22 protein-coding genes, 1 tRNA gene and 1 pseudogene are annotated in these 26,929 nt (G+C 63.9%); 8 read left to right on the forward strand and 16 right to left on the reverse strand.

Annotated elements, in window-relative coordinates:
• Window positions 1-8: 8 nt before the first annotated feature.
• Window positions 9-2,468 (reverse strand): putative bifunctional diguanylate cyclase/phosphodiesterase, encoded by a 2,460-nt coding sequence (locus H156_RS0112210; RefSeq protein WP_017365335.1) that lies wholly within the window; start codon window positions 2,466-2,468, stop codon window positions 9-11.
• A 423-nt stretch (window positions 2,469-2,891) separates the two neighbouring features.
• Here H156_RS0112210 and H156_RS0112215 point away from each other — a divergent pair, with 423 nt between their 5' ends.
• Entirely contained in the window at window positions 2,892-3,272 is a 381-nt protein-coding gene (locus H156_RS0112215; protein ID WP_017365334.1) for a hypothetical protein, read from the forward strand.
• Between the two features lie 156 nt (window positions 3,273-3,428).
• On the opposite strand, the gene H156_RS0112220 is transcribed toward H156_RS0112215, so the two are convergent.
• Window positions 3,429-3,519: transfer RNA gene (locus H156_RS0112220), tRNA-Ser, on the reverse strand.
• A 176-nt stretch (window positions 3,520-3,695) separates the two neighbouring features.
• Here H156_RS0112220 and gloA point away from each other — a divergent pair.
• Window positions 3,696-4,088 carry a lactoylglutathione lyase gene (gloA, locus tag H156_RS0112225; protein ID WP_010960907.1) on the forward strand — a complete coding sequence of 131 codons (393 nt, stop codon included), beginning with the start codon at window positions 3,696-3,698 and terminating at the stop codon, window positions 4,086-4,088.
• Here gloA and H156_RS0112230 read toward each other — a convergent pair.
• Window positions 4,085-4,396 (reverse strand): DUF1244 domain-containing protein, encoded by a 312-nt coding sequence (locus tag H156_RS0112230; protein WP_010960906.1) that lies wholly within the window; start codon window positions 4,394-4,396, stop codon window positions 4,085-4,087. The two genes, gloA and H156_RS0112230, sit on opposite strands and share 4 nt — an antisense overlap.
• Before the next feature lie 189 nt (window positions 4,397-4,585).
• On the opposite strand from H156_RS0112230, the gene H156_RS0112235 reads away from it, so the two are divergent.
• Genes H156_RS0112235 through H156_RS0112250 form a run of 4 tightly spaced genes read left to right on the forward strand, consistent with a single transcriptional unit; the run spans window position 4,586 to window position 6,695 of the window.
• The gene (locus tag H156_RS0112235) at window positions 4,586-5,128 is read left to right on the forward strand and encodes a septation protein A (protein WP_017365333.1); all 543 of its coding nucleotides are present in this window, start codon (window positions 4,586-4,588) and stop codon (window positions 5,126-5,128) included.
• Window positions 5,129-5,131: 3 nt separating this feature from the next.
• Window positions 5,132-5,434 (forward strand): YciI family protein, encoded by a 303-nt coding sequence (locus H156_RS0112240; RefSeq protein ID WP_010960904.1) that lies wholly within the window; start codon window positions 5,132-5,134, stop codon window positions 5,432-5,434.
• Entirely contained in the window at window positions 5,431-5,718 is a 288-nt protein-coding gene (locus H156_RS0112245; protein WP_017365332.1) for a BolA family protein, read from the forward strand. Before H156_RS0112240 ends, H156_RS0112245 begins: the two co-directional genes overlap by 4 nt.
• On the forward strand, window positions 5,718-6,695 hold the full coding sequence (locus tag H156_RS0112250; RefSeq protein WP_017365331.1) for a foldase protein PrsA: 978 nt from the start codon (window positions 5,718-5,720) through the stop codon (window positions 6,693-6,695). Before H156_RS0112245 ends, H156_RS0112250 begins: the two co-directional genes overlap by 1 nt.
• 145 nt (window positions 6,696-6,840) lie before the next feature.
• On the opposite strand, the gene H156_RS0112255 is transcribed toward H156_RS0112250, so the two are convergent.
• From H156_RS0112255 to H156_RS0112265, 3 genes are all read right to left on the reverse strand, one after another.
• The gene (locus H156_RS0112255; RefSeq protein WP_017365330.1) at window positions 6,841-7,047 is read right to left on the reverse strand and encodes a hypothetical protein; all 207 of its coding nucleotides are present in this window, start codon (window positions 7,045-7,047) and stop codon (window positions 6,841-6,843) included.
• A 106-nt stretch (window positions 7,048-7,153) separates the two neighbouring features.
• A complete protein-coding gene (locus H156_RS0112260) occupies window positions 7,154-9,109 on the reverse strand; it encodes an iron-containing redox enzyme family protein (protein ID WP_017365329.1) in 1,956 nt (651 codons plus the stop codon).
• A gap of 5 nt (window positions 9,110-9,114) precedes the next feature.
• Entirely contained in the window at window positions 9,115-10,878 is a 1,764-nt protein-coding gene (locus tag H156_RS0112265) for a carbamoyltransferase family protein (RefSeq protein ID WP_026045947.1), read from the reverse strand.
• A gap of 20 nt (window positions 10,879-10,898) precedes the next feature.
• Here H156_RS0112265 and H156_RS0112270 point away from each other — a divergent pair, with 20 nt between their 5' ends.
• Entirely contained in the window at window positions 10,899-12,194 is a 1,296-nt protein-coding gene (locus H156_RS0112270; protein ID WP_154656722.1) for an alkane 1-monooxygenase, read from the forward strand.
• Here the strand turns inward: H156_RS0112270 and H156_RS17795 are convergent.
• The 5 genes and pseudogenes from H156_RS17795 to H156_RS0112290 form a co-directional block, all read right to left on the reverse strand.
• Window positions 12,111-12,386: pseudogene (locus tag H156_RS17795) on the reverse strand (VanZ family protein); the annotation flags it as partial. The gene H156_RS0112270 and the pseudogene H156_RS17795 overlap by 84 nt on opposite strands.
• Before the next feature lie 114 nt (window positions 12,387-12,500).
• Window positions 12,501-13,712, reverse strand: coding sequence for a ribonucleotide-diphosphate reductase subunit beta (locus tag H156_RS0112275; protein WP_017365326.1), 1,212 nt, complete (start codon window positions 13,710-13,712; stop codon window positions 12,501-12,503).
• A gap of 55 nt (window positions 13,713-13,767) precedes the next feature.
• Window positions 13,768-14,322 carry a cytochrome b gene (locus tag H156_RS0112280; RefSeq protein WP_017365325.1) on the reverse strand — a complete coding sequence of 185 codons (555 nt, stop codon included), beginning with the start codon at window positions 14,320-14,322 and terminating at the stop codon, window positions 13,768-13,770.
• Between the two features lie 35 nt (window positions 14,323-14,357).
• Window positions 14,358-14,777, reverse strand: coding sequence for a hypothetical protein (locus tag H156_RS0112285; protein ID WP_010960894.1), 420 nt, complete (start codon window positions 14,775-14,777; stop codon window positions 14,358-14,360).
• Window positions 14,778-14,889: 112 nt separating this feature from the next.
• On the reverse strand, window positions 14,890-17,799 hold the full coding sequence (locus H156_RS0112290; protein WP_050998187.1) for a ribonucleoside-diphosphate reductase subunit alpha: 2,910 nt from the start codon (window positions 17,797-17,799) through the stop codon (window positions 14,890-14,892).
• A 205-nt stretch (window positions 17,800-18,004) separates the two neighbouring features.
• Here H156_RS0112290 and H156_RS0112295 point away from each other — a divergent pair, with 205 nt between their 5' ends.
• Window positions 18,005-19,225, forward strand: a complete 1,221-nt coding sequence (locus H156_RS0112295) for a toxic anion resistance protein (RefSeq protein ID WP_017365323.1) — start codon at window positions 18,005-18,007, stop codon at window positions 19,223-19,225.
• On the opposite strand, the gene H156_RS0112300 is transcribed toward H156_RS0112295, so the two are convergent.
• From H156_RS0112300 to hypB, 5 genes are all read right to left on the reverse strand, one after another.
• A complete protein-coding gene (locus H156_RS0112300) occupies window positions 19,226-21,562 on the reverse strand; it encodes a mechanosensitive ion channel domain-containing protein (protein WP_238536857.1) in 2,337 nt (778 codons plus the stop codon).
• Entirely contained in the window at window positions 21,562-22,608 is a 1,047-nt protein-coding gene (locus tag H156_RS16140) for a PspC domain-containing protein (protein WP_017365321.1), read from the reverse strand. The genes H156_RS0112300 and H156_RS16140 overlap by 1 nt, the downstream gene beginning before the upstream one ends.
• 79 nt (window positions 22,609-22,687) lie before the next feature.
• Window positions 22,688-24,946 (reverse strand): carbamoyltransferase HypF, encoded by a 2,259-nt coding sequence (hypF, locus tag H156_RS0112310; protein WP_036246615.1) that lies wholly within the window; start codon window positions 24,944-24,946, stop codon window positions 22,688-22,690.
• Window positions 24,947-24,954: 8 nt separating this feature from the next.
• The gene (hypD, locus tag H156_RS0112315) at window positions 24,955-26,055 is read right to left on the reverse strand and encodes a hydrogenase formation protein HypD (RefSeq protein ID WP_017365319.1); all 1,101 of its coding nucleotides are present in this window, start codon (window positions 26,053-26,055) and stop codon (window positions 24,955-24,957) included.
• Between the two features lie 12 nt (window positions 26,056-26,067).
• Entirely contained in the window at window positions 26,068-26,919 is an 852-nt protein-coding gene (hypB, locus tag H156_RS0112320; RefSeq protein WP_017365318.1) for a hydrogenase nickel incorporation protein HypB, read from the reverse strand.
• Window positions 26,920-26,929 lie beyond the last annotated feature (10 nt).

Here is a 26,929-nt window from a genome sequence, read left to right on the forward strand (position 1 = left end):
GTTCGGTATCACGCGAGCTTCTCGAAGAATTCCGTGGCCGGAAGCGGCGGGCTGAAATAGTATCCTTGAAAGCGCGTGCAGCCCCTGGCCTTCAGAAATTCGAGCTGGGCGCGGGTTTCGACACCTTCGGCCACGGTCTCCAGGTTCAAATGGTAGGCCATCGACAGGATGGTCTGGACTAGCGCGACATCGCTGGGGTCATCCGGCAAGTCATTGACAAAGGTCTGCGCGATCTTCAGTTCACTGAGCGGCAGGCGTTTCAGATAAGCCAGCGAAGAGTAACCGGTACCGAAGTCGTCCACCGAAAACCGGATGCCCAGCCTTTCCAGGAAGCTCATTTTCGCGATGGCGTCGTCGAAGTCCGAAACCAGCAGACCTTCCGTGATTTCGAAGATCAGATCATGAGGATTGGCACCGGTTCGTTTCAGAATCCGCTGGACGTGGTCGAGGAAATCAGCTTGCTGGAAGCGGCGGGGGCTGATGTTCACGGACAGGCTCAACCGGTGTCCCGCCTGTGACAGACGCACGTTTTCGTGGCAGACCTGTTCGAAGACCCACTCCCCGATCGGCAGAATCAGTCCGGTTTCTTCGGCCAGGGCGATGAACTTGTCAGGCAACAGTATTCCCTCGGTCGGGTGCTCCCAGCGCAGCAATGCTTCCGCGCCCACGATTCTGCCGTTCCCATCGACCTGGGACTGCAGATAGAGGCGGAACTCCCTGCGTTCCAGCGCTGCATGCATGTCCCTTTCCAGGGTCAGACGGGTCTCGGCCGCGGCCTGCATGGTCGATGCATAGGCCCTCACCGCGTTGCGTCCTGAGGCTTTGGCCTCGTACATGGCCATGTCCGCCGCTTTCAGCAGATCGTCTGCCGAGTCCGTATCGAACGGATAAATGGCGGTACCGATGCTCGCGGTGACGTAGTGCTGGCCGCTGGAGAGGACGAAGGGCCGTTGCAGTATCACCCGGAGATTTTCCGCAACATCCATGGTACGTCGGCAGGCGGATTCGAATTCTTCATCCAGGCCATTCAGCAGGATCACGAATTCGTCGCCGCCCAGCCGGGCGACCATGCCGCCCCGGCCGACACCCTCGGACAGGCGCTCGGCGACTTTGCGCAGCAGTTGGTCACCCACCGTGTGGCCGCGTGCATCGTTGAGATGCTTGAACCGGTCGAGATCGACGAACAGCAGTGAGCAGCGGGATCCGTTGACACAGCTTTCGCCAATGGCCTGATTCAGCCGTTCGAGAAACAAGCGGCGGTTCGGCAGGCCGGTCAGAGGATCGAAATAGGCCAACTGCTCGATTTCCTGCTGCGCCCGCTTGCGCTCGCTGATGTCAACGAAGGTCACGACATAATGGGTGAGGATCTGCTCGTCGTTACGTACCGCCTTGATGGAAAGCCATACCGGACAGACGTCGCCATTCTTGCGCCGGGCGGTCAGTTCGCCCTTCCAGCAGTCTGTCCCTTTCAAGGCTTCGAGGATCGCCCGTGGGGAAGTTTTGCCTTCCTCTCCGCCAGGGTGAAGAAACTCCGAAGGCGTGCCCACGATTTCATCGGAGGTGTAACCGGTGATCGCGGAATAGCCCGAGTTGACCCGCTGTACGATACCGGCAGCATCGGTGATCATGATGGCTTCGCTGGTCTCGAAAGCCGTCGCCGCCAACCGGACGGCTTCTTCCGCCAGTTTACGTTCGGTGACGTCACGCGTGACCGCCAGTACTGCATCGGGGGCGCCGGGGCGGCTGGCGAAAGGCACTGCATGGCTTTCCAGCCAGCGTCTGCCGCCCTTGAGGCCGATGATTTGGAATTCCAGTATGCCGCTTTCGCCTGCCAGCACCCGCTGGTTGAAAGCCTTGAACCGTTCGACGTCCTGGGGAGCGACGAGCGATGCGATGGGCTTTCCCCGCACCTCTTCGATCGATTCGGCCTCGATCATCTGAAGACCTGCTCGGTTCATATCGAGGAGGGTGCCGTCGGCGCCCACCGTTTTGACGCATTCGGGCTCTGCGTCGATGAGCATGCGCAGGCGTTGTTCCGCCTGTTTTCGCTCGCTCACCTCGCTCGCCAAATGCTGATTAAGTTCGAGCAATTGTCTGGGAGACGGAATTTCCAGGGCTCGGGGTATCAGCGGCCAGACCAGAATCGCGGTGCCGAAGGAGACCGCCGCAGTGATGACCTTGATGGCACCGTCCGTCCAGTAGGCGGGGTACCAGACCGTCCAGGCTCCCATGAAGTGCGTACCGGCGCATGCCAGGATGAATAGGCCGAACAGGAGGAACACGCTGCGGAAAACCACGTCCCGCCGCCGTTTCGCGAAATAGAGGAGCGCGATGGAGATCGCGCAGTAAGCGGCCGCGATGACCAGATCGGAGATCACGTGCAGCCAGAGCAGTTCCGGAACCCATGCGTAGCAATAGCCATGGGGCAGGTAACCCAGCGAGGATTTCAATGCCGTGATCGGAGCCATGGCCGCGTATCTCCTCCCGTCCGCAGTTCATTCCGGGACGACGGTGACATCGGCGGTCCCGCTACGAGACCGCACGACGCAGCCGTGCCGGAAGCACATCAAAGTCGGCCGGATGTCGCGCTGCAGGCCGAACACCACGTTATCGAGACCAAGCTTATCACCCGCTGGCCAATGTTCCACCTCGAGTTTCGTCGTTTCTGGAGTGCCGGTCGTGCGCGAACCAACCCATCAACTGCGGCATATGCCTCATTTCGTGAAGCGGGACGGGACCCGCTTGCTTCATTTCCGCTGTCAAATCGGACGGGAGGCCGGGCGACGACCAGGGCATGGTAGCTGCTTGCGGTATGCCCACGCGACATCGCGTATAGGAAATTTCGCCTCTCATCGAGGCGGTCGAACCCGACAAGAACAAGACGAGGCATCATGAAGATGAAAAAACTGCTGCTTGCTGCTTTTCCTGTTGCCCTGTTCAGCGCGCAACTGCAGGCCGGATGCAAGACCCCGGACCTCAACGGCACATGGATCATGTACCAGTCCAATCTCGCCGAACAACATACCGGACGATGCGAAATCAACGTCGCTCGAGGCGCATTTACCGGCCATTGTGTGATGGGGCATCACATGGAATTCGATGTGACTGGAACGGCCAGCGTGGACAAGAACTGCAGTGCGTCCCTGCAGATGGATTTCAGCGGTGGCAGTTCGACTTTCGACCTGCAGCTTGCCAGGAACAAGCTGGCGTTCGTGGGGCAATGGAGCAACACCTTCGGTACGGGCGGCATCTCCAACGGGGTGAAGCGGTAGCGGATGGGGCCGAGCAGTGTATCTGGCTGGTCTCCTCGCCGGCATTGGAGGGGGAACGGCAAGATACACTGCCTGGGAATGAAAGGCGCTCGGTTGGAAAGCTCGACGAAAAAGCCCGCACAGCTGCGGGCCGGGGGACTGTCTGGAACAGTCGGGTGGCGGAGAGAGAGGGATTCGAACCCTCGATACGGTATCACCGTATACACACTTTCCAGGCGTGCTCCTTAAACCACTCGGACATCTCTCCGTTGAAGGAGCGCATTTTATCCGAGATTTTTCCGACTGTCAGCTCTTGTTCGCGGCGGCCGCTCTGCGGCGCGGGGGAATCCGAGGTTTTTCCTTTCGCTCCGCGCTATCATCTTCCGTGCCGGCTGTGCTTGCCGGCCATGATGGCGATCTACGAGCAAAAAGGAGCACGAGACCATGCGTATTTTGCATACCATGCTGCGAGTCGGGGATCTTCAGAAGTCCCTCTGGTTTTACACCGAAGTTCTGGGCATGCGACTGCTGCGGCAGATGGAATTTCCGGACGGCGAATTTACTTTGGCGTTCGTGGGCTACGGTGACGAGGCGCACGATGCGGTGATTGAACTGACCTACAACTGGGGCGTGAGCAAGTATGAGCTGGGTACCGGCTTCGGTCATATCGCACTGGGGGTGGATGACATCCATGCGGCCGTGGAGCGGATCCGGGCATTAGGGGGCGAGATCGTGAGGGAGCCCGGCCCCATGAAGCATGGAACCACGGTCATCGCGTTCGTTGCCGACCCCGACGGCTACCGGATCGAACTGATCGAACACAAACCCGCAGGCTAGGCCGATGGGGGCCGTCTGCGCTTCTGTTTTTCCTCATATTGCCGTAGTTGTTCGGGCGTCGCCTCGGTTTGGAAGCGGGTTTTCCATTCGTCGTAAGGCATGCCATAGACGGCGGCAAGTGCGTCGGCATATGCCAGTTCCGCGCCGATCTCGTCCGCCGCCGCCTTGTACCATTTCGCCAGGCAGTTGCGGCAGAAGTCTCCCGTGATCATGAGATCGATGTTCTGGACTTCGGTATGGGTTCGAAGATGGGCGATGAGGCGGCGGAACGCCCGCGCTTCGATTTCTGTGCGTTGCTTTGGGTCCATGAAACAAAGTGTAGGGAAGCGTGAAGCCGGATGAAATGAAGATCATAATGCCCACCGCCACCGGGACGTGTAAACTATGGGCCTCCGTGACTGCCTCTGTTTGGCGACTGCGATGCCGTCCGATACCGCAGACGGCCGCGCCGGAAGGCAAGGACTGGTTCCGGCGTCTTCCCAAATGCTCGAGTACCGATGAAACTGTTGTCCGATTTTCTTCCCATCGTCCTGTTTTTTGTCGCCTACAAGTTTCAGGGCATCTTCATCGCCACGGCGGTGGCCATCGCAGCGACCTTGTTGCAGGTTGGCGTCGCTTGGTACCGGACACGCAAGGTTGAACCGATGCACCTCGTGACGCTGGGTCTGATCGTCGTGTTCGGCGGAGCCACCCTGGTGTTCCGGGATGAGCTGTTCATCAAATGGAAGCCGACCGTGCTCAACTGGGCATTCGGTCTGGGCTTCCTGCTCAGCCGCTTCGTCGGCGAGCGCACCTTGATCGAACGGATCATGGGGCAGCAGATCGACCTGCCCAAGGAAATCTGGCAGCGGCTCAATCTGGCCTGGGTTCTGTTTTTCCTGACCGTGGGCGCAGCCAACCTGTTCGTCGTCTATAGTTTCGACACCGAGACTTGGGTTAACTTCAAGTTGTTCGGCATGGTGGGCTTGACCCTGGTGTTCGTCGTGGCCCAATCGATCTTCCTGGCGCGCCATGTTCCCGATGCCAAGACCGAGGAGTGAGAAGTGCTGTATGCCATACTTTGCGAAGATCGCCCCGGCAGTCTCGAGATGCGGAAGGGGGCCCGCCCGGCCCATCTGCAGCGGCTCGACCGGTTGCAGGACGAAGGCCGGCTGGTGCTGGCGGGGCCGCACCCTGCGATCGACTGCGAGGATCCGGGTGAGGCCGGGTTCACCGGCAGCCTGATCGTCGCGGAATTTCCGAGCCTGGAAGACGCGCAACGCTGGGCAGACGAAGATCCTTACGGTCGCGCTGGCGTCTATGCCCGCGTGGTGGTCAAACCCTTTCGGCAGGTATACCCGAAATGAGCAGCCGGGTCGAACAGATTCGCGAACGCCTTCAGGGGGCACTGGCGCCCCTGCATCTGGAAATCATCGACGAAAGCGCATCCCATGCCGGTCATGCGGGGGCGATGGCGGGCGGTGGACATTTCCATGCCACGATCGTGTCAGCCGCTTTCGACGGGAAATCTCTGGTGCAACGTCACCAGATGGTGTATTCGGCGCTGGGCGACATGATGCACAACGAAATTCATGCCTTCAGCATGAAAGCCCTGACTCCTTCTGAACATCCAACAACAGGAAATCTTTGATGAAAAAGACTCTCGCCAGCGGCGCAGCGATCTTGGCGGTCGCCTTGACCGGTTGTAATCAGCCCGCTCCCGAAACGCCGAAGTCCCAGGCGTCTGCGGCCAAGGCCGGCATCACAGCGACGCCGGAGAACTCGGTGGCCGTCGTCAACGGCACGGCCATCACCAAGGCCGAAGTCGGCGCGATCAAATCGGAGCTCGCCCAGCGTCGCAGCGGCGAGGTTTCGGAGGAAAAAATCGTGGACGAGCTGGTCAAGCGCGAACTGCTGCGGCAGGATGCGGTGGCCAAGCAATTGACCAAGAATCCGGAATACCAGGCGCGGATCGACAACGCCGAAAGGGTGATTCTCTCGCAGATCGCTGCCGAGGACTTCATGAAAAACCTCACCATCTCCGATGAGGAGCTCCAGAAGGAGTACGACAGCCGCATTGGCGCCATGCAGCGCGCCGAATACCGGGCCCGCCACATCCTGGTCGACAAGGAAGACGTGGCGAAGGATATCATCGCCAAGCTCGGCAAAGGTGCGAAGTTTGAAGACCTCGCCAAGAAATTTTCGAAGGACCCGGGCTCCAAGAACGAAGGTGGCGAACTGGGCTGGTTCAGTCCTCAGCAGATGGTTCAACCCTTCTCCGAGGCGGTCGAGAAGCTGAAAAACGGCGAGATCACCCAGGCGCCCGTTCAGACGCAGTTCGGCTGGCACGTGATCCAGCGCGAGGAGTCGCGCGAGTCCGCTCCGCCGGCGTTCGATGCCGTCAAGGAGCAGATCAAGTCCATGTTGCAGACGCAGAAACTGCATCAGTACATCGATGATCTGATGGCGAAAGCAAAGGTCGAGCGCTTTGCGACGCCGACGCCGACGCCCGAGGCTTCCCCTGCAGCGGCTCCGGCTGGCTCGTTGGAGGGTAAGGAGTCCGGCGCGGCCGAGCCGGCGGCAGTGCCGGCCGGGACTTCCGCTCCCACGGCCCCGCCCAAGAAATAGTCGGCCGTACTCGGGACACCCGTCCCGATGTCTCCAGGTCCGGCCGGTAGCGCAACGGGCGCTACCGGCCGGAGAACCACCACAGTTTTTTCGGGTCTTACGTCGCTGAACCGCCCCGTGTTTTCCGGAGGCTGTTTGCTTTGAGTCACGCGGCGATGGCGGAATCGGACAGGCTGCGGTCAAACGTCGTCCCCTCGCGTTGGCCGTCGTCCTTCTCCGACTGCCATATCCAGCGCCGCAGCGTCTTCTCCGTACGGCCGGTCTTCGTGGCAATGGAGCGGATCGCCGCCAGGCGCGATTCATGCTTCCCCTGATGCTCCCGCTCCCTGACTTCGTGGGGAGGGAATTTCATCGCTTTCTTCAAGGCTTCCTACTCTCAAATGTGAGAGCCTCCGAGAAAGCCGGCGCGGTTCGATCGACTCATCAGGCATCTCGAGGCTCACGGTCAAGTATTCTTTTCAGTTTCCGCTCCGGGCCGACCGACGGTGGAGCCGCCAAGCCAGGCGCGATGCGGCGGTGTAGAGTGAAAGATAGCCGGTCCAGATCCGCTTCCAGAGCTGGCACGAAACCTTCCGTCCGCCTTTCCGTTCCATTTCGTCCAGGTAGATCATGATGGCTTCCCGGGCCATGGCGGCATGGCCGGAGGCGAGATTGTCGATGCTGAGGTGCAGTTGAACGATGGCGGGATCGATGCCGTGGCTGCGCAGCAGGTCGATCATTCGCATGTAGCCGGCGCCCAGGCCGCTGAGTTCGATGGCGAGGTTGAGCCCCAGCAGCTCGGGAAACCAGCGTTGGGGGTGTTGCCCGACGGCGAGGAGATAGACGGGAAGGTCGAAGGCATCATCGAGAAAGCGCGGATCGCTGGCGAATGCCTCGCTGTCAAATGGCGGCAGCTCGATGCCGAGCCGGCCAAGCAGGTAGCGGTAGACGTTGGGATGGTTGCGTTCGGGCCGGCCGTTGCCCAATTCGTCGGCGTATATCTTGAGGAGGTGGCGGCCGGCGGTATCCAGGCATTCCGCCGCCGTGCCGATTCCGGCCAGCCAGCAGCCGTCCACCAGGATCGTCGGGGCCAATTGGAGGATGACCCAGCGGCAGAACGCCTCGCCGATTTGGGGGGGCTGGTCTGACGGCCGATAGCGTCCGATTTCGTGGGCATGGATGGCCTCGATCCGGTCTTGGAAACCGGATTCGGTATAGCGGAAGAAGCGCCGGTGCCCGCGCTGCAGAGGCAGTATGAGACGGGTCAGCCGGAGTACCCTGCTCACCGTGCCTGCGGCCCGTCCCGGAAGGTCCGGGGTCGATTCGGCGCCCAGCAAGGCGGTGTAAAGCGCGCGTTTCGATCTGAGGCCATGTCCCCGGGGAGGAGCGGTCTCGGCGGGGCGTGGCACGAATGGCGGAGCTTGCGGGGCAAGCGGTAGCGGGTGCTTGTCGTCTTGGATCCAGTCCAGGCAGATCCGTTGCTCGGCGCGGCTGAATACGCCGAACATCGGCCCACCAAAGTCCATGGCCCGGATCAGGCGGCTGGACGGGGGACAGGTCCGGTCCACCCAAGCCGATTCGCGCAGGGCCCGGAGCAGCGGGCCCGGATCGGGGTCCGTCAGCCATTCATCGAGGCTGCGTCCGTCCAGCAGGATTCTTCCATGATGGCCGACGGCATGGCTGCGCCTGGCCTCGATGATCAGGGCCAGCGCCTCGTCGGCCGGAAGCTTCCGGTCAGCCGTGGCGGCAGCCTGATTCAACAGTTCGGCGAATAGTCGGCGATAAAGGTCCCAGCCGGCACGGATGCGCTCTTCGTCCCTTGCGCCGAAAGCCTCCAGCGCCGCATGGGCCAAGGCGCGGTTTCGGGCCATGTCATTTGGGTCGGCGCTTTCCGATCCGTCCCACCAGGCGGGTTCCCGCAGATTGTGCGCAAGGGTCCAGCCCAGCAGCTCGGGAAAGTAGCGGCGCGGCCGGTGGAACAGGCAGAGCTGGACGGCGGGCAGGTTCCAGGCGAAATCGGGAATGCCCGGAGTTTGGAAAAAACCGGGATCGTTCAAGGAAGGCGCGGCCACCCCGGCCAGGGCGAGTCGAGCCCGAAATCGGATGGGAGCCGAGACCGCGGGATCATCCAGGCCGATGCTGCGGCAATACAGATCGAACAAATGGCACTCGGCCGGACGGTGGGCGGTGGCGGGCCGTGCCGCACGGGCCAGGCAGATCTGGTCCAGCAGCATGACCGGTGCCAGCGCGAGAAGAATGTTGCGGCGTTCGGTCGGATCGTCCGGCGGAGGTAACGCCGGTGCCCGCCAGGGGTGCCCGAAATCCGGAACCGGTCCGTTCCGGCCGGCCAGCACGGACTGGAAAAACGTCTCGGCCGTCCTCAGTGATCCGGCATCGGCGGGGCCGTGCAGCAGGGTCCGGCACAGGCTACGCATACAGGTCACGGCGGTGTCTCCGGTTTGGTGAAGAGGTAATCGCCGATCGCCAGGGCGTCCATTCCAGACCCCAGGAATACGCCGAAAGCGTCCTCCAGGCCGTGCACGATGGGTTTACCCATGACGTTGAAACTGGTGTTGAGCAGCAGCGGGACGCCGCTTTGGCGGTGGAAGCGAGCGAGCAGGTCGTGGAAGCGCGGGTTCCATTCCGGATTCACGGTCTGCAGCCGTCCGGTTCCATCCACATGGACCACCGCCGGAACGCTCTCGCGCACCTCCGGCCGGAAACGCAGGGTGCGCTCCATGTAGGGTGATTCCTGATAAGACAGAAACCAGTTCGGGCCATGTTCGTGCAGGACGGCCGGGGCGTAGGGACGGAAGCGCTCGCGGAATTTCACTTCGCGGTTGATCCGTTCCCCCGTCTCCCCGCGGCGGGGATCGGCCAGGATGGAACGGTTGCCCAGGGCGCGGGGACCGAACTCGGCTCTTCCCTGCACCCAACCGAGAATCTTGCCTCGGACCAACAGCTCCGCGGCGGCGTCGATGAGGCGCTCACCGGGAAGGTGCCGTACCGGTAGGCCGGCGTAATGGGCGAAACGCTCGGCGTCCATCGCCGGGACCGCACTGCCGAGATACGGTGACAGTCGGCCGGCTGCGAAGACCTCACCGGGATGATCTTCCCGGTACGCCAGCCAGGCGGCGCCGAGGGCGGTGCCGTCGTCGGCCGGGGCCGGCGGCACGTAGAGTGCCTGAAAGGGTGTCGACTCCAGAATCCTGCCATTGCAGACCGAATTGAGGGCGCAGCCGCCGGCCAGGGCGAGATGCGGCGAGCCGAGGCGGTCATGCAGATGGCTGAGCAGGCGATGAACGGTATCGCTGAAATAACGCTGACCGCTGTGAGCCAGGTTGGCCACGGCCTCCGCCGCTTGGCCGGGACGGCGTCGCCGGGCCTCCAGTCGTCGCAGGCGGTCGAAAAAGACCGGGTACCGCGTCAGGAGTTCCAAGCCATCCACGGTCATCATGTCATGCAGGCATGCCAGGATTTCAGGATCGTTGTGGCCGTAGGCAGCCAGCCCCATGACCTTCCATTCCTCGCCGCCCGTCCAGTCGAATCCGCACAGCTCGGTGAGCTTCATATAGTAGAATCCGAGACTCTGCGGTCCCCGCTGCCGGGCGATCGGGCGCAGTCTGCCGTCGCGGTAATCGAAGAAGGCCATCGAACCGGTTTCGCCATAGGAATCGATCACGGCACAGGCGGCGGTGTCGAAGGGGCTGGCATAGCAGGCCAGGGCGGCATGGCAGAGGTGGTGGTCGTAGCCGCGAATGCGGACCGGAATGCCGGGGAAATCACGGCGCAGGGTCCGCGCCAGATTGAGTAGACGGCTCTTGAGGGCGTGATGCTGGGCGGCCTGCATGTGGTAGATCTGGTAAGGTTCCAGCCAGGTATGCACCCGCCGGCCGGCATTGGTGAGGATGCCGCGGGGGGACAGCCAGCCCAGCCAGTGCGCAAGGTGCTCATGCAGGGGGCGGGTGGCCCGCCAGTTGCTAGCGACGACGAACTCGCGGGCATCGGCGCAATGCTCCTGCAGCAGCAGGGGCAAGTGGAACGGGTCATCGGGCGGAGTATTCAGGGCCCGCTTGCTTTGGAGCCGCCGTTCGGCGGCTTCGGCGAACAGGACGCCGCCATCGGGGCCGACGATCGCCAGGGCCGGATCGTGATAGGTCAGGCAGAGGCCGAGATAATAGGTTCGCGCTTTGGATGGCCGCATCGTGAGGTTCCGCAAAGCTCATGAGCATTCTATCGAAAACCCGGTTGGGGGCCATTCGGCCGCTGCCGTGGTGGACCGGCTACAGCCTCAGTCTGGTGTTTCCTCTGACGGTGCTCGGATTCCTTGCCAGTGGCCCCCACCGTCCGCTGGTGGCATTGCTGTGGACCCTGCCCATGCTGCTCCTGCTGCTGGCCGAATATTTCGGGCCGGCGGAGACCCGGGTCGTGCCGGAACCGGTTCCGGCTTCCTTGTTTGATGCTCTGCTGTATCTGCTGTCGGTTCTGCAACTGTTGAATCTGTTCGCTTTGGGGCGGATGGTTTCCCAACTGGGCTGGAGCGGCATGGCGGAAGTCGGGGCGAGTCTGGCCGATCTGCTGGTGGTCCGGACGATAGTCTCGGCGGACTTCGTTTCCGCCGGCATTTGCCCCGCGCATGAGTTGATCCACCGCCGCTCGGCCGGACAGCGCCATCTGGGACGGCTGTTGCTGGCTACCTTGGGCTACGATCACTTCTACCTGGCACATAAGCTGGGGCACCACGCCCGCCTGGGAAGCGCCGACGATCCCTCCACCGCGTTCAGAGGAGAGAGCTTCGAAGCATTCTACCGGCGCGGCCTGCGCCAGCAATGGCGCATCGCTTGGTCGGCTCGGCGTGGTGCGGTTCTGGCGGGGATGGCGTTCGAACTGGGATGGCTGGGGGTCTACACGATGTTGTTCGGCCCGCTGGCGATGCTGGTACTACTGCATCAGGCGAGGGGGGCCATACGGACACTGGAGTCGGTCAACTACTTCCAGCACTACGGTTTGACCGAAGATTCCGGTCCCGGGAGAGTCCTCGCCTGGCGTAACGATTCTGCCGTGAGTCTGTTCATGTTCCTTGCGCTGACCCGCCATGCCGACCACCATCGCCGTCCCGGCGTGAGCTTCTGGGCACTGCGCCCTGCGGTGGAAGGACCGCAGATGCCTTACGGCTACATGGTCATGGCGCTGTGGGTACAGCGGCGCAACGAGAGCTTCCGGACGTGGGCGGAACGTCAGCTCGATTTGGGGCGGGGAGGGGGGAACCGCGCCTTCCGAAGGCAGACACGGCAAGCGGTGCTATTCGGACGGCGTTTCCAGGCAGCGGGAAACGAGATCGTCGAAACGGCGCAGGCCGGATGCCAGCGGGGTAAAGCTCAGACCGAGACCTATGGATACCCCGATGCTGTTGGCCAGTATGTCGAAAGGGTCAGTGGTCCTGATGCCGGTGAAGCCTTGCAGCAGCTCGAGCAGGGCTCCCAGGGCGACGAAGAAGGCCGGCCAGCGCCAGTGCCGTGAATAGGCCTGGCAGAACCATGCGGTCAGCACCGCATAAGCGAGAAAATGCTGGGCTTTGTCCCAGCCCATCAGAGACGGGGCCTTGGGCAACTGCGGGACGAGGGATAGAACGACGACGGCGGCAACCATGATCCAGCCCAATCCTCGCCAAAGGGCGGCGTAGCGGTAGGGGTTCCGTGTCGGATCATTCATGCCCGTTCCCTTGTTCTGGCAAAAAAGCCGCCGGATTTCCCGCACGGGCTAGACGGGGGAAGCCCGTGCATGGAGCGGAAATCACGGCGGACGCGTTGCTCGTTCGATGCCCGTTCAGTCCCAGCTCAACGTGCCACCGGTCTGGTATTCGGTCACCCGGGTTTCGAAGAAGTTTTTCTCCTTCTTCAGATCCAGCACTTCGCTCATCCAAGGGAAGGGATTGCTTGCCCCGGGATACTGCTCCGGCAGGCCGATCTGGGCGCAGCGGCGGTTGGCGATGAATTGGAGATATTCCTTGAACATCGGCGCGTTCAGCCCCAGGATGCCGCGCGGCATGGTGTCGTAGGCATACTGGGTTTCGATGTCCACCGCCTCGCGGATCATCTGCACCATCTCCGCCTTGAAGCCGTCCGTCCACAAGTGGGGATTTTCGACCTTGATCTGGTTGATGACGTCGATGCCGAAATTCATGTGCATGGACTCGTCGCGCATGATGTACTGGAACTGCTCGGCGGTGCCGGTCATCTTGTTGCGCCGGCCCATGGAGAGGATCTGGGTGAAGCCGACGTAGAAGAAGATGCCCTCGAAGATCACGTAGAAGGCGATCAGCTCGCGCAGCAGTTTCTGGTCGTTCTCGGGCGTGCCGGTTTTGAAATAGGGGTCGGCGAGATACTGGGTGAAGGGCAGGGCCCACTCGGCCTTGCGTGCCACCGCCGGTACCTCGCGGTACATGTTGAACACCTCGCCTTCGTCCAGCCCCAGAGACTCCACCACGTATTGATAGGCATGGGTGTGCAGGGCTTCCTCGAAGGCCTGACGCAGCAGATATTGGCGGCATTCCGGGTTGGTGATGTGGCGGTAGACGGCCAGTACCAGGTTGTTGGCCACCAGAGAGTCCGCTGTGGAGAAGAAGCCCAGGTTGCGCTTGATGATGACGCGTTCGTCCGGGGTCAAGCCATCCGCGCTCTTCCACAGGGCGATGTCGGCGTTCATGTTGATTTCCTGCGGCATCCAGTGGTTGGCGCAGGCGTCCAGGTACTTCTGCCAGGCCCATTGATACTTGAACGGTACCAGTTGGTTGAGGTCGGCACGGCAGTTGATGATCCTCTTGTCGTCCACCTGGATACGGCGGGCGCCCATCTCGATGTTTTCCAGGCCCGTTGCGCCGGTGGCAGGCACAATGCTATCGGGCCGGGCCGCGGTGGCCAGCGGCTCCGGCGTCGGAGCGGGCTCGACGAAGGTTTCGAGAGCCAGGGTGAGGGCGGTATTGGCCGGCGGATTCGACCGTGGCGTCAGGCCAGCCAGAGGATCGTCCCAATTCAGCATCGTTGTCACTCCCTTAGAGGTAGTATCGAGGTCACGGATAAGGAAAAAGTCCGGCTCAGTCGGAGGTCGGGCGGCGGCCCGGCAGCATCCGGTGCAGGATGCCGTTGCGGTCCACATGATGATGTTTGATCGCCATGACGACATGACCCACCACCAGCAGGGCCAGACCCCAGCCCAGGAATTCGTGGATCTCCACGAAGGTCTGTGCCAGGACCTCGTTCTTTTCGACCAGGGCGGGCAGTGTAATCAGGCCGAACAGCTTCACCGGATAGCCGTTGGCGGAGCTGACGGCCCAGCCGCTGAGGGGCTGGGCGATCATCAGTCCATACAACGTCCAGTGTGCCGAATGCGCTGCCCGTTGCAGACCGGGCGACAGGGTGTCCGGCAGCCGCGGGGGCGGATGGAGCAATCGCCAGGCCAGCCGGACGGTTATCAGTGCCAGCACCGCCGTGCCCAACCCCTTGTGCCAGGCCATGATGGCGGCTTTCTCCGGTCCTTTCGGCAGATCCGAGACGTAGAAGCCGATCAGCCATGCCAGCGCGATCAGCGCGGCCATGAGCCAATGCAGCCATTTGGCGGTGGTGGTGTATTCGCCCTGGGTCGTATTCATGGACGCACTTCCCTATCGTGGATCAGGTGACGGTCTCAGTGGCCGGCGTCGTGCTTGCCGTTGGCCGCACCTGCAGCGCGCGAAGGCGCATCCGCCCCCCGGTCCACGCTGACGTTGCCAACCGGAGCGCCGTCGAGCGTCATCTCGGTAATGCCCTTGTCGCGTTCGTAGCGGCAGGTCAGCACGTGGTCGCCGTTGTTGGTGTAGTTCCAGGTCAGGCTCACATAGCTGTTGCCGTCGCTCTGCGACTCGCTCGGCATGTAAAGATGCGTACCGGCCTTGGCTTCGCCGGCCTGGGTGCAGGATTCCCGAGCATAGGTGTTCAGCATGTTGCCCGACATCAGCAGTGCCTGGCCGACTTTGTCCTGCTCGGTTTCCTTGGAGAAATACACGATCCCAAAGCCGACGATCATGATGCCGACGAATGCATAAATGAGTTTGGTCAGTTCGCTCATTTGCCTCTCCTTACCTGTCTTGTGGTTTCAGTTGTTTTCAGGGAGCCTTCCGCCAGGACCCGACGGCCTTACCGGATGCCGGGTCCATGATGCACAAGGATGAGCGTTCCGGCTACTGGCACGCTTCGCAAGTCGGATCGTCGATCAGGCAGGCTTTGGGTTCGGCCGGCCGGGTGTCGGCGTAGACGGTTTCCAGCGGTCGCAGACCCGGAATCGCATCGTCGATCGGATCGGTCTTCACCGCATTGAGTTTGCCGTCGAAGGCCGTGCTTTTCTCCACGTGGGTCGCCCCCAGTGAACGCAGGTAATAGGTGGTTTTCAGACCGCGCACCCAGGCCAGTTTGTAAAGCGTGTCGAGCTTCTTGCCGGAGGGTTCGGCCAGGTACAGGTTCAGTGACTGCGCCTGATCCAGCCATTTCTGCCGGCGTGAGCCGGCCTCGATGAGCCAGCGGGCGTCGATTTCGAACGCAGTGGCATAGAGCTGTTTCAGGGTTTCCGGGATGCGTTCGATCTTCTGCACGCTGCCGTCGTAATACTTGAGGTCGTTGATCATGACCGCGTCCCACAGACCCAGGGTCTTGAGGTCCCGGACCAGATAGGGGTTGACCACGGTGAATTCGCCCGACAGGTTCGATTTGACGAACAGGTTCTGGTAGGTCGGCTCGATGGACTGCGAGACGCCGCAGATGTTCGAGATGGTTGCCGTGGGGGCGATGGCCATGGTGTTGCTGTTGCGCATGCCGACCGTGCGAACCCGCTCCCGCAGGGCGTTCCAGTCCAGCGTCTGGCTCCGGTCCATCTGCAGATAGCCGCCGCGGCCCTCTTCCAGCAGGGCGATCGAATCGATCGGCAGGATGCCGCGGCTCCACAGTGAGCCGTCGAAGCTGCTGTAGCGGCCACGCTCGGCGGCCAGGTCGCACGAAGCCTGGATCGCGTAATAGCTCACCGCTTCCATGCTCAGGTCGGCGAAAGCCACTGCTTCCTGCGAGGCATAGGGCAGCCGCAGCTTATACAACGCGTCCTGGAACCCCATGATCCCCAAGCCTACCGGACGGTGACGCAGATTGGAGCGGCGCGCCTGCGGCACGCTGTAGTAGTTGATGTCGATGACGTTGTCCAGCATGCGCATGCCGGTGGCGATGGTCCGCTGTAGCTTCTCCGTGTCCAGCGCGCCGTCCGGCGTGATGTGCGCCGCCAGGTTGACCGAGCCCAGATTGCATACGGCGATTTCGTTGTCGTTGGTGTGCAGGGTGATCTCGGTGCAGAGGTTGGACGAATGCACCACGCCGGCATGCTGGTTGGTGTAGCGTAGATTGCACGGGTCCTTGAAAGCCAGCCAGGGGTGGCCAGTCTCGAACAGCATCGACAGCATCTTGCGCCACAACTGGACGGCGGGGAGGCGCTTGTACAGCTTGATTTCGCCGCGGTCGGCCTTGGCTTCGTATTCCTGATAGCGCCGTTCGAAGGACTGGCCCGTCAGATTGTGCAGATCGGGCGTGTCGTTCGGCGAGAATAGGGTCCACTCCCGCTCCTCCGCTACCCTTTTCATGAACAAGTCCGGAACCCAGTTGGCGGTGTTCATGTCGTGGGTACGACGGCGGTCGTCGCCGGTGTTCTTGCGCAGGTCGAGGAACTCCTCGATGTCGATGTGCCAGGTTTCGAGATAGGCGCAGACCGCGCCCTTGCGCTTTCCACCCTGATTGACCGCGACCGCCGTGTCGTTGGCGACCTTGAGGAAGGGCACCACGCCCTGGGATTTGCCATTGGTCCCCTTGATGTGGGCCCCCATGCCCCGCACCCGGGTCCAGTCGTTACCCAAGCCCCCGGCGAACTTGGAGAGCAGGGCGTTGTCCTTGATGGCGCTGTAGATACCGTCCAGGTCATCCGGCACCGTGGTCAGATAGCAGGACGAGAGCTGCGGCCGCAGTGTACCGGCGTTGAACAGCGTCGGTGTTGAAGACATGAAGTCGAAGGACGACAAGAGATCATAGAACTCGATCGCGCGTTCCTCACGGTCGACTTCCTGGATGGCCAGCCCCATGGCGACGCGCATGAAGAAAGCCTGGGGCAATTCGAAGCGGATATCGCCGCTGTGGATGAAATACCGGTCGTACAGGGTCTGGAGACCCAAGTAGTTGAACTGCAGATCGCGTTCCGGTTTGAGCGCTTCCCCCAACCGCTGCAGATCGAAGCGCGCGAGTTCCGGCGACAGCAGCTCCAGCTCGACGCCGCGCTTCACGTAGTCCTTGAAATATTCGCCGTAGCGTTCGCTCATCTCGTCCTGGGTGGCCGAAACGGCGCCGTGGCCGAGGAAGCTCAGAGCTTCCCGCCGCAGCGCATCCAGCAGCAGGCGGGCGGCGACGTAGGAATAGTTGGATTCCTGCTCGATGCGGGTGCGGGCGGTCATTACCAGGGTCGGCGCAACCTCTTTTTCGGGCACGCCGTCGAACAGGTTACGACGGGTCTCCTCGATGATCCATGCCGGTTCGACGTCCGAGAGGCCGCGGCAGGCCTCCTCCACAACGTGCCGGAGGCGAGCGGTGTCCAAGGGCTTACGGGTACCGTCTTCCAGGGTGACCTGGACCACATCTTCTGCACCGCCCTGCGCTTTTCCCTCATTCTGTTTTTCGGCGCGCAGACGGGCACGCTCTTCCCGGTACAGCACATAGGCGCGGGCGACCTTCTGGTGGCCGGCTCGCATCAGCGCCAGTTCGACCTGGTCCTGGATGTCCTCGATGTGGATGGTGCCACCGCCGGGGAGGCGCCGCAGCAGTGCCCTGACCACCAGGTCGGTCAGCTCTTCCACACTTTCATGGATGCGCCGGCTCGCCGCCGCATTGCCTCCCTCCACGGCGAGAAACGCCTTGGTGATGGCGACGCTGATCTTGGCGGCATCGAAACCCGTCACTTTGCCATTGCGGCGGATGACCCGGACTTCGCCGGGAGAGAGACTGCGGAGCTCGGCCGAAGTGGCATCGAGCGGAATGTCGGAGAGGGGACGTGCGGCGTTTTCGGTAAGCATGAACAGGACCTCCTGGGTTGTGGTCGCGCGTATGAACACTATAGACGGTGTTTTTTGATCGCGTCAATCACATGATATTGTGTCCAGGCGGTGAATGACCTGTGGATGACCTGTGGACAAGCTACGCCGGCCCACGCCGGTTCGCATGTCCGGGCGATCGGGTGATACAGTTGCATCTTCCGTTTCCTTCCCTGATGGAGCCCTGATGAGCGCAAATTCCGAGCCGATGCCCCCCGAATCGCTCAGTCCGCCGCAACCGGTCCAGCCGGTCGACGCGGCGCAGGCGGCCGGCATGGTCCGGCTGGAACCCGAGACCCTGGCGAAACTGGACATGAAGGTGGATGACTTCATCGCCGCCGTCATCGGCCACCCGCTACAGAGCGAGGAGTTCAAGGCCCGACTGGCCGGGGCGCACACTCTGGGGAACGAGGAAATCCGGGCGGCGGCTGGCATTTCCAACCGCCTGCTGGAGAAGCCCATGCGGGCCATGAGCGCCGGGGTGTTCGACAGCGGCTCGGACATTTCCCGCGCCCTGCTGGATCTGCGCGCCAAGGTGGAGGAACTCGACCCCTCGCGCCAGGGCAATCTGCTGGAGCCGCGCAAGCTGCTGGGGCTGATCCCGATGGGCAGCCGCATCCACGACTATTTCCGCCAGTACGAATCGGCTCAGGCCCATATCAACGGCATCATCCAGGCCCTCTACGCCGGCCAGGACGAGCTGCGCAAGGACAATGCCGCGATCGAGGAGGAGAAGATACAGGCCTGGAAAATCATGGAGAAGCTGGAGCAGTATGCCTATCTCGGCAACAGGATCGACGCCGCACTGGAGCGGAAACTCGCCGAGATCGAGGCGCAGGACCCGGAGAAAGCCCGTGTGGTCCGCGAGGAGCTGCAGTTCTACGTGCGCCAGAAGGTTCAGGACATTCTCACCCAGCTTGCGGTGACCATCCAGGGCTACCTCGCCATGGACATGATCCGCAAGAACAACCTGGAACTCATCAAGGGCGTGGAGCGGGCGACCACGACCACCATTTCCGCGCTGCGTACCGCGGTCATCGTCGCCCAGGCCCTGGCCAACCAGAAACTGGTGCTGGATCAGGTCGGTGCCTTGCGCGCCACCACCGGCGGCCTGATCGAATCCACCTCGGCCATGCTCAAGCAGCAGGCCGGCCGGGTGCAGGAGCAGGCCGGCGGCACAGCCGTCGATCTGCAACAGCTCCAGGCCGCTTTCCAGAACATCTACGAGACCGTGGACAGGGTCGCTGCGTACAAGCTGCAGGCGCTGGACCACATGCGGCAGACGGTGGATGCCCTGACCCAGGCGGTCGCCAAGTCGAAGACCTATCTCGACCGTACACGGGAAGAGACGGTGGCGGAAGCGGCCGGCACCCTGTCCGCCGCGAAGCAAGATGAGATCGTTCTGTAGTCAGGTCCGGCGCGGCACCATTTCGATCTGGAGGGGGCCGACGCTGTCGAGATGGACGTCGCGCTGCGGGAACGCCAGCGTGATGCCGTCCTCGGCGAAGCGTTTCTCGATCATGAAGCGGAGGTCGCTCGCAACCTGGTAGGCGCTCATGGAGGGGTGCATCTCCAGCCAGTAATAGAGCCCGAACACCAGCGAATTTTCGCCGAAATCCTCGAGCCAGACGAACGGTGCCGGATCGCCGAGAATCAGGCCGTGACGGCCGGCGCATTCCAGCAGGATGTCGGAAACGCGGTGCGACGGTGAGCCGTAGGCGACGCCGACCTTGACCGAGCGCCGCAGCCTGGGCGTGGTGTAGGTCCAGTTGGTGACCTTGTTTTCGAGAAAGGTCGAATTCGGGATCATCGTCTCCACCCCGTCGAACCCGCGCACCGTGGACGAGCGGACGTCGACGTCGGTCACCGTGCCGACGATGCCGTCCACTTCCACGATGTCGCCGACCTTGATCTTGCGTTCGAACAGGATCAGGGCGCCGCTGATGAAATTTTTCAACAGGGTCTGGGTGCCGAAGCCCACACCGATGGCCAGGGCGCCGCCGAGGAAGGCGAAGGCGGTGAGAGGGATGCTCATGAAGTCGAGCACGATCAGGAGCAACACCAGGATGAAGGCGGCGCGCAGCCAGCGGCGGAACAGATTGGCCTGGGGAGCGTCCACGCCGCCGCGGATGATCAGGACATGCTGGAACCGCCGGGTGAACACGCCGGACAGCCAGTAGCCGAGCAGGAACAGCAGCACCGCACCGACACTCTTGCCGAAAGTCACGCTACGGCTGATGGCGACGGCCTTGCCTTCGATTTCGATGCTGTCGTCGACGGCGAACAGTTCGAATTGCCAGAGCGCCTTGGCGATAGCGGTGGCCGCGGCGATAAACTCGCCCAGCCGCTGTTTGAAGCCGAGCACGCTGAGCCGAACCTGGTATTCGTCCCGCCAGCGCCGTAGCGTGCGTTCGGTACGGTCCACGAAGAGGCGCAACCTTTGAATGGCTTCCTGGCGGGCGCGGTAAGCTTCGGCCGCCGATCGTTCGTAATCCCGGATCTGCTCGGAACTGCCTTGCAGCTTGTCCAGCCGTGCGGTCTGGCCGCGTTCTTCCGCGTACGCCAGATCCGACTCGCCGGCGAGATAGGTCAAGACAGACTGCAGCCGTTCGATGCTCTGGCCGATGAAGTCGAGTGCCTGGCGCTTGGCTTCGGGGTCGGAGCTGGTCACGAGGACATAGCGCTGCTTCCAAAGTTCGGCCAGATGCCGGCTGATCGCCCCCCTCGTGTTCACGGCGTAGCTGCGGGACCGGAGAGTCTGCAGCCAGGCCTCGGCGGCTCTCAGTCGCGCTACGAGCGCATCGATCTCCGGCGCCGGTGTGACGGCATCGGATCTGGCCTGCTGCAGTGCTCGCGCGGCTGCATCGCGCTCCCGGCTCCAGCGTTCGTGATCGGACAGGATGCTTTGCTGTTCCCGCTCCAGGGGCGGCTGGGACTGCCGCAGGCGCTCCAGTACGCCTTCCAGGTCCTGGGGCGTGAACGAGCCGTGGTCTTTGGCCTTGGCGATCTGCCTCCGGAGCAGCGCGGCTTCCGACTTCGAGGTTTCGAGGCGGGTCTTGGCCAGGATGAGTTCGAGTCCAATCCAGCCCAGGCGGTTGTCGGTTACGCGTTGACGCAGTTGGGCCAGCGCCTGGTTCGACTTCGCCTTGGCGATTTCTGCCGGGGTCTTGGCCTGTTCCGCGGCTTCGGCGGCCAGCCTCACGGCGGCCTGGTCCTGCCTGGCGTCCGCTTCGAAACGGGCGGCGTCGCGGTGGAGCTGGACCTGGGCCGATTCGAACGCCATGATCTTGGTTCGAGCCGCGTCGAGGGCATCCTGGAGATCGTCCAGCATCAGCACCGAATAGGGCGGCGGCTGGTCGAAATCCAACCAGGCCGCTTCCTTGGACTTGGCCTCATCGCGCGCCCGGTTCGCTGCTTCCTGTTCCGACAAGGTCTCCAATTCGAGTTGATAGGCGTAGACCAGGAGATCGGCCTGGCGGCGTGCCAGCGCCTTGTCCTCGGGCGTAAATTCCGACGCGCTTTCCTCGCTCGCCAGTCTGTCACGCAAGGCGGTGGCGTCTTCCAGTTTTTGCCGGATTTCCGGGCGCAATTCCTCAGGGACCGGCATCGCGATCGGGGCAGGGGAAGCTTCCGCCTCGGCATTGCCGCCCGGCACCGCGGGAACCTGGCCGGATGCGCCGGGCGCGGCCAGAGCGAGCAGCGCCAACAGCGCGCCCATACGGCCTCGCACGCTCAGTGTCGCCATCAGGAGCCCCATCCGGTCTGCCAGCGGTCGAATTTGTCCTTCAGGAACCGGGCATGCACCGCGATGGCCTGGGCGTCGTCCCGGTACAGGCTGTTCAGCATCTGGCGCAGGGACTGGTCCAGCACGTCGAGCTGTTCATGCAGCACCGCCTGCGCCGTCTTGCCGTGCAGCAGCGGTTCGGTGCGGGCCAGGTCGGCGGGCAGCGCGAGATAGTGCTCCACCGCGTCCGGCAGATATTCCAGGGCGATGCGGCGGACGTCGTGGAGCATGGGGTCGGCCTCATGGGCCGTGCGCAGGAGCCGGTCCAGCGCCGCGAGCAGCGACTCGCCGATGCTGGCGATCCGGGCTTCCGCCTCGGGGTCGAGGCGTCCGGCGAGGCGGTTTTGGAGGTTTTCCAGCCGCACCCGTACCGTCGCCGCCGGGTCTTCGTCGAACTGTTCGCGAAGCTGGTCCAGATTGCCGGCGGTGCGGGCGAAACGCTCGCTGAAGGTTTCGAACGCGACCTGCCGAAGACTCTGCTCCAGCGTGTCGAGTTCGGCGACGAGTTGCTGTTCGGGCGTCCTGCCGTCGTCGAGTCTGTGACTGGCGGCGTAATGCTCGGGAAGTTCCAGATAATGGTTCAGCAGCGCGGGCAGTTCTTCCAGTGCCGCCTTGCGCACCGCCCGCAAGGTCGGCGACTGCTGCGAGCGGGGAAGGTCGAGCCGTGGAAGCAGTGACTGCACCAAGGCTTCGGTTTCCGAGAGCCTGGCTTGCAGCGCCGGCAGCCTCGCCCGCGCGCGGGCGCCGTCGAACCGCCGGGCCAGACCCCGCGCCTTTCTCCGCAGTCCCCAGGACAAACCCGCTCCCCGCGCCGGCAGCACCAGCCAGAGCACCAGGTAGAGCCAGAACGTAAAGCTGAAGCTGAAGAAGATCGAGACCAGGAAGATCGCGCGGACCAGCGACACGTCCAGCCCGAAATAGCGTGCGATCCCCGCACACACACCGCCGATGCGGCGGCGGTCGGGATCGCGTTCGAGGCGGGAGGGACGGGGGAGGGGAGGTTGCATGGATCGCATCGAAACCATCGGGCGGCCGTAAACTTGGCAAGCATAGCGCAACTCGGCCCGTGCCTGTTCCCTTGAAGTCTCATTGAATCGGCAGGCCGGCGCCGGCGGTCTCGACGAGCTGGCCGTAGGCGATCGCGGCATCGTTGACAGGAAGGCTGGCGGGCAGGACGACTTCGAATCCGTCGGCCCGCAGCAGACCCGCGGTCAGTTCGGCGAGAATACGGTTCTGGAACACGCCGCCGGTGAGGCCGGCCAGGTTTACGCCCGATTCGCCACGGATCGCTCGGGCCTGGGCCAGGACCGCGCGGGCCAGGCTGGTATGGAGCAGGGCGCTGCGGTAGCCGGCCGGTTGGCTCCCGTCCATCAAAGCGGGCAGCAGGGGGCTCCAGTCGATGCGGTACAGGCTGTTCTCGCGCCGCAGCGGCAGTTCGATGAAATCCGCCGTGTCGCCGGCCAGCGCTTCCAGCCGCATACCGGCCTGACCTTCGTGACTTTGATTCAGCGTGACGCCAATCAGGGCGGCGGCGGCGTCGAACAGACGTCCGGCGGAGCTCGTGTAGGGACTGTTGATCCCGCGTTCCCAGACGTGCCGGAACGGCGCGGGGTCCACCGGGCAGCCGGACCAGTCCAGCCCCGCCTCCCAGCAGGCCGCGAGCGCACAGCGCCAGGGCTCGGCGCTGGCCTTTTCGCCGCCGATGAGCCGGAACGGCCGCAGGCTTCCGACCCGGCGCCAGCCGCCGGGCCGGCCGAGCAGGGTTTCGCCGCCCCACAGGGTGCCGTCGCCGCCGAAGCCGGTGCCGTCCCAGGCGAACACCAGGATGTCGCCGTCCGGCGCGGACTCGCCGTAAAGCGCCGAGGCGTGGGCGTGGTGGTGGAGGACGCGGCGGATTTCGAGCCCGCAGGCCCGGGCCCAGCGACTGGAGAAGTAGTCGGGGTGAGCGTCGCAGACCACCCGCTTCGGCGCGATCCCGTACAGGGCGGACAGCTCCCGAATCAGTTGCCCGAATACGTCGAGGCTGCGCGGCGCGCCGAGATTGCCGAGGTGCGGGGAGACGACCGCGCGGTCTTCGAAGGCCAGGGCGATGGTGTTCTTGAGATCGGCCCCGAGCGCAAGAGTGGGTTCGGCCACCGGGTAGCGGAGACGCATTTCGAGCGGCGCCGTACCGCGACCCAGCCGCAAGGGCCGCATACTCCCGGCGCTGCGGCGGTAGACCGAGTCGTCGGCGGGCCGGCGGATCGGCCGGTCATGATGCAGGAAGGCATCGGCGACGTGAGCCAGCCGGCGCTCGACTTCCGCGCCGTCGGTCAGCACCGGCTCGCCGCTCAGGTTGGCCGAAGTGGCGACCAGCGGCGCGCCGTAATCCCCCGCCAGCAGGTGATGCAGCGGGCTGTAGGGGTACATCAGGCCGATCTCGTCCAGGGCCGGCGCGATGAGGCCGGACAGATCGCTGTCGGCGGCGCGCTTGACGATGACGATGGGCCGGAGCGGGGATGCCAGCAGTTCGCGTTCGTCAGGGCGCGGCTCGGCAAGGCGTGCCAGCCAGTCGAGTCCTTCGCCTTCGAACCAGGGGATCAGCACCGCGAGAGGTTTGTCCGGGCGGCGCTTGCGTTCGCGCAGGCGCCCGACTGCGGCATCCGAGCGGGCGTCGCAGACGAGGTGGTAGCCGCCGACGCCTTTGACGGCGACGACCTGGCCTTGCCGTAGGGCTTCGATGCAGCCCGAGAGCGCCGGTTCGTTACCCGGTATGGCGACGCATGCGGACGGCTCGCGAAATTCCAGCACCGGCCCGCACCGAGGACAGGCCAGCGGCTGGGCGTGGTAGCGCCGGTCGTGGATGTCTTCGTACTCGCGCCGGCAGTCCTCGCACAGCGGGAAGTCCGCCATCGCGGTGTTCGGGCGGTCGTAGGGCAGCCGGTCGATGAGGGTGTAGCGCGGCCCGCATTGGGTGCAGTTGATGAAGGGGTACCGGTGGCGGCGGGCGGCGGGGTCTCGCATTTCGTCCAGGCAATCGGGGCAGACGAAGTGGTCCGGCGGCACGTGGATGGGCGTTTCGTTTCCGGAATCGCTGAGCAGGATTTCGAACCCGGCGTAGCCCCGGAATTCGGCGGGCAGGCGAACGGGCGGCTGCGGATCGGCCAGCGGCGGGGCACGGGAGACCAGTGCGTCGATGAGCCGCTCGATCGCGGCTGGATCGCCTTCGGCGTGGATCTCGACGCCGCCGCCGCGGTTCCTCACCCAGCCGGCGAGGCCGGATTCGCGGGCGAGCCGGCAGACGAACGGGCGGAACCCCACGCCTTGCACACGACCGCGGACCTCGATGCGCTGGGCGGTCCGCATGCGGGCTTTCAGGCGGCGGCGGAGTCCTTGCGCACGCCGGCCGCCCACCAGATGCGGCAGGCGCCTTCGTCCGAGACCATGCAGGGGCCGACCGGGCTGCGGGGGGTGCAGGGTTTGCCGTAGATGCGGCACTCGTCCGGCTGGATCCTGCCGAGCACGACGCGGGCACAGTCGCAACCCGCCGGCATCTCGCCGGCATGACGGCGGTCGCCCGCGTCGTAGTCGGGGAAATGCAGGCGGGCGTCGTGCGCGGCGAATTCCGGCTTCAGCGCGTAGGCCGAAGCCGCGATCGGCCCGATGCCGCGCCAGTTGCCGGCGGTGACGTCGAAGCTGCGGTTCAGGAATTCCCGGGCCTTCGGATTGCCCCCCGGCTTCACCGCCTCCGGATAGCAATTGTCCAGCCGCGGCGTTTCCTCCAGCCACTGGACGATCGTCGAGTGGATGGCCCGGAGCAGGCTGGCGGGGGTGAAGCCGGCGATCGCCACCGGCAAGCGGTAGTCGTCGGCGACGAAGCCCCATTCTTCCGGTCCCATCACCGTGGCCACGTGGCCGGGCGCGACTAGGGCGTCCAGCACGCATTCGTCGGAATCGAGCAGCAGCCTGACTGCCGGCCAGGTCAACCGGCCGCTGCACAGGATGTAGAGGTTGTCGGGCAGGCCTTCCGCCATCAGGGCGGCGACCGGCGCCATGGTGGTCTCGAAGCCGACCGCGAACAGTACCACCGGCTTGCCGGCCGCCTTTTCGGCGATGATCCGTGCCTCGATGGGCGAGGCGATGGGCCGGATGTCGGCGCCCGCCGCCTTGGCCTGTTCCAGCGAGCGCACGGCCTGGCGCCCGAGGTTGACCGGCACCCGCAGCATGTCGCCGAAGGTGGCGACGACGGCATCACCCTCGAGACCGAGCCGGATGGCCTGATAGATGTCTTCCTCCGGGCAGATGCAGACCGGGCAGCCGGGGCCGGGGATGAGGCGGATGGCGGGCGGCAGGGCGGTACGCAATCCCGCCATGCTGATCGAGCGCTCGTGCCCGCCGCAGACGTTCATGATGCGGATACCGTCCGGAATCGGCAGCTCCCTGATCCGCTCCAGCCAAAGCCGTGCGTCGCTCATCGCCCGGGTCCTTCAGGCCGTTTGGGGCTTCGGTGCGGGCTTGAAACGGACGTCCGGCCTGGCGAGGCCATGCAGCCTCCGGCCTTCGGACTGCACCGCCGGGCTCAGGCTGCGGTTCTCGCGCCGCAGGTTCCGGTAGTGCTCCAGCCGCTGGTTCAGCCAGTCCAGCCATTCCCGCATCCCCTCGCCGGTCTTGCTGGAGACGCGCAGCACCGGGGCATTCGAGGCCAGCCGCCGCAGGCAGGCTTCCGCCTTGTCGGGCGAAAACTCGTCGAGCGCCGCCAGCAGGTCGGTCTTGCTGATGACCATGGCGTCGGCCGCCCGGAACATGACCGGGTACTTGGCCGGCTTGTCGTCGCCCTCGGTGACGGACAGCAGGGTCAGATTGAGATGATGGCCCAGGTCGAAACTGGCGGGGCAGACCAGGTTGCCGACGTTCTCGATGAACAGGACATCGATGTTCTCCAAATCGAGCCTGGGCAATACATTGGCGACCAGATGCGCGTCGAGATGGCAGGCCGTGCCGGTGGTGATCTGGTGCGCCTCGACGCCCAGCGCGCGGATGCGCGCCGCGTCGTTCTCGGTTTCCAGGTCGCCTTCGATGACGGCGATGCGCAGGCCGCCGTTCAGCGCCTTGATGGTCGCTTCCAGCAGGGAAGTCTTGCCCGAGCCGGGCGAGGACATCAGGTTGATGACCAGTACGCCGTGCCGGTCGAACAGGGCGCGGTTCGCCTCGGCCTGGGCGTCGTTGTGCCGGAGCAGTTTGTTCAGGACGGAGACGGCGGTGACTTTGGCGTGCGAGCCGTCGGCGCGCAGCAGATGGCGGTTGCCGTCGGTGATGTTGCAGCCGCAGGTGTCGCACATGGTGGGCTTA

This window comes from Methylococcus capsulatus str. Texas = ATCC 19069 (assembly GCF_000424685.1).
Taxonomy (GTDB): domain Bacteria; phylum Pseudomonadota; class Gammaproteobacteria; order Methylococcales; family Methylococcaceae; genus Methylococcus; species Methylococcus capsulatus.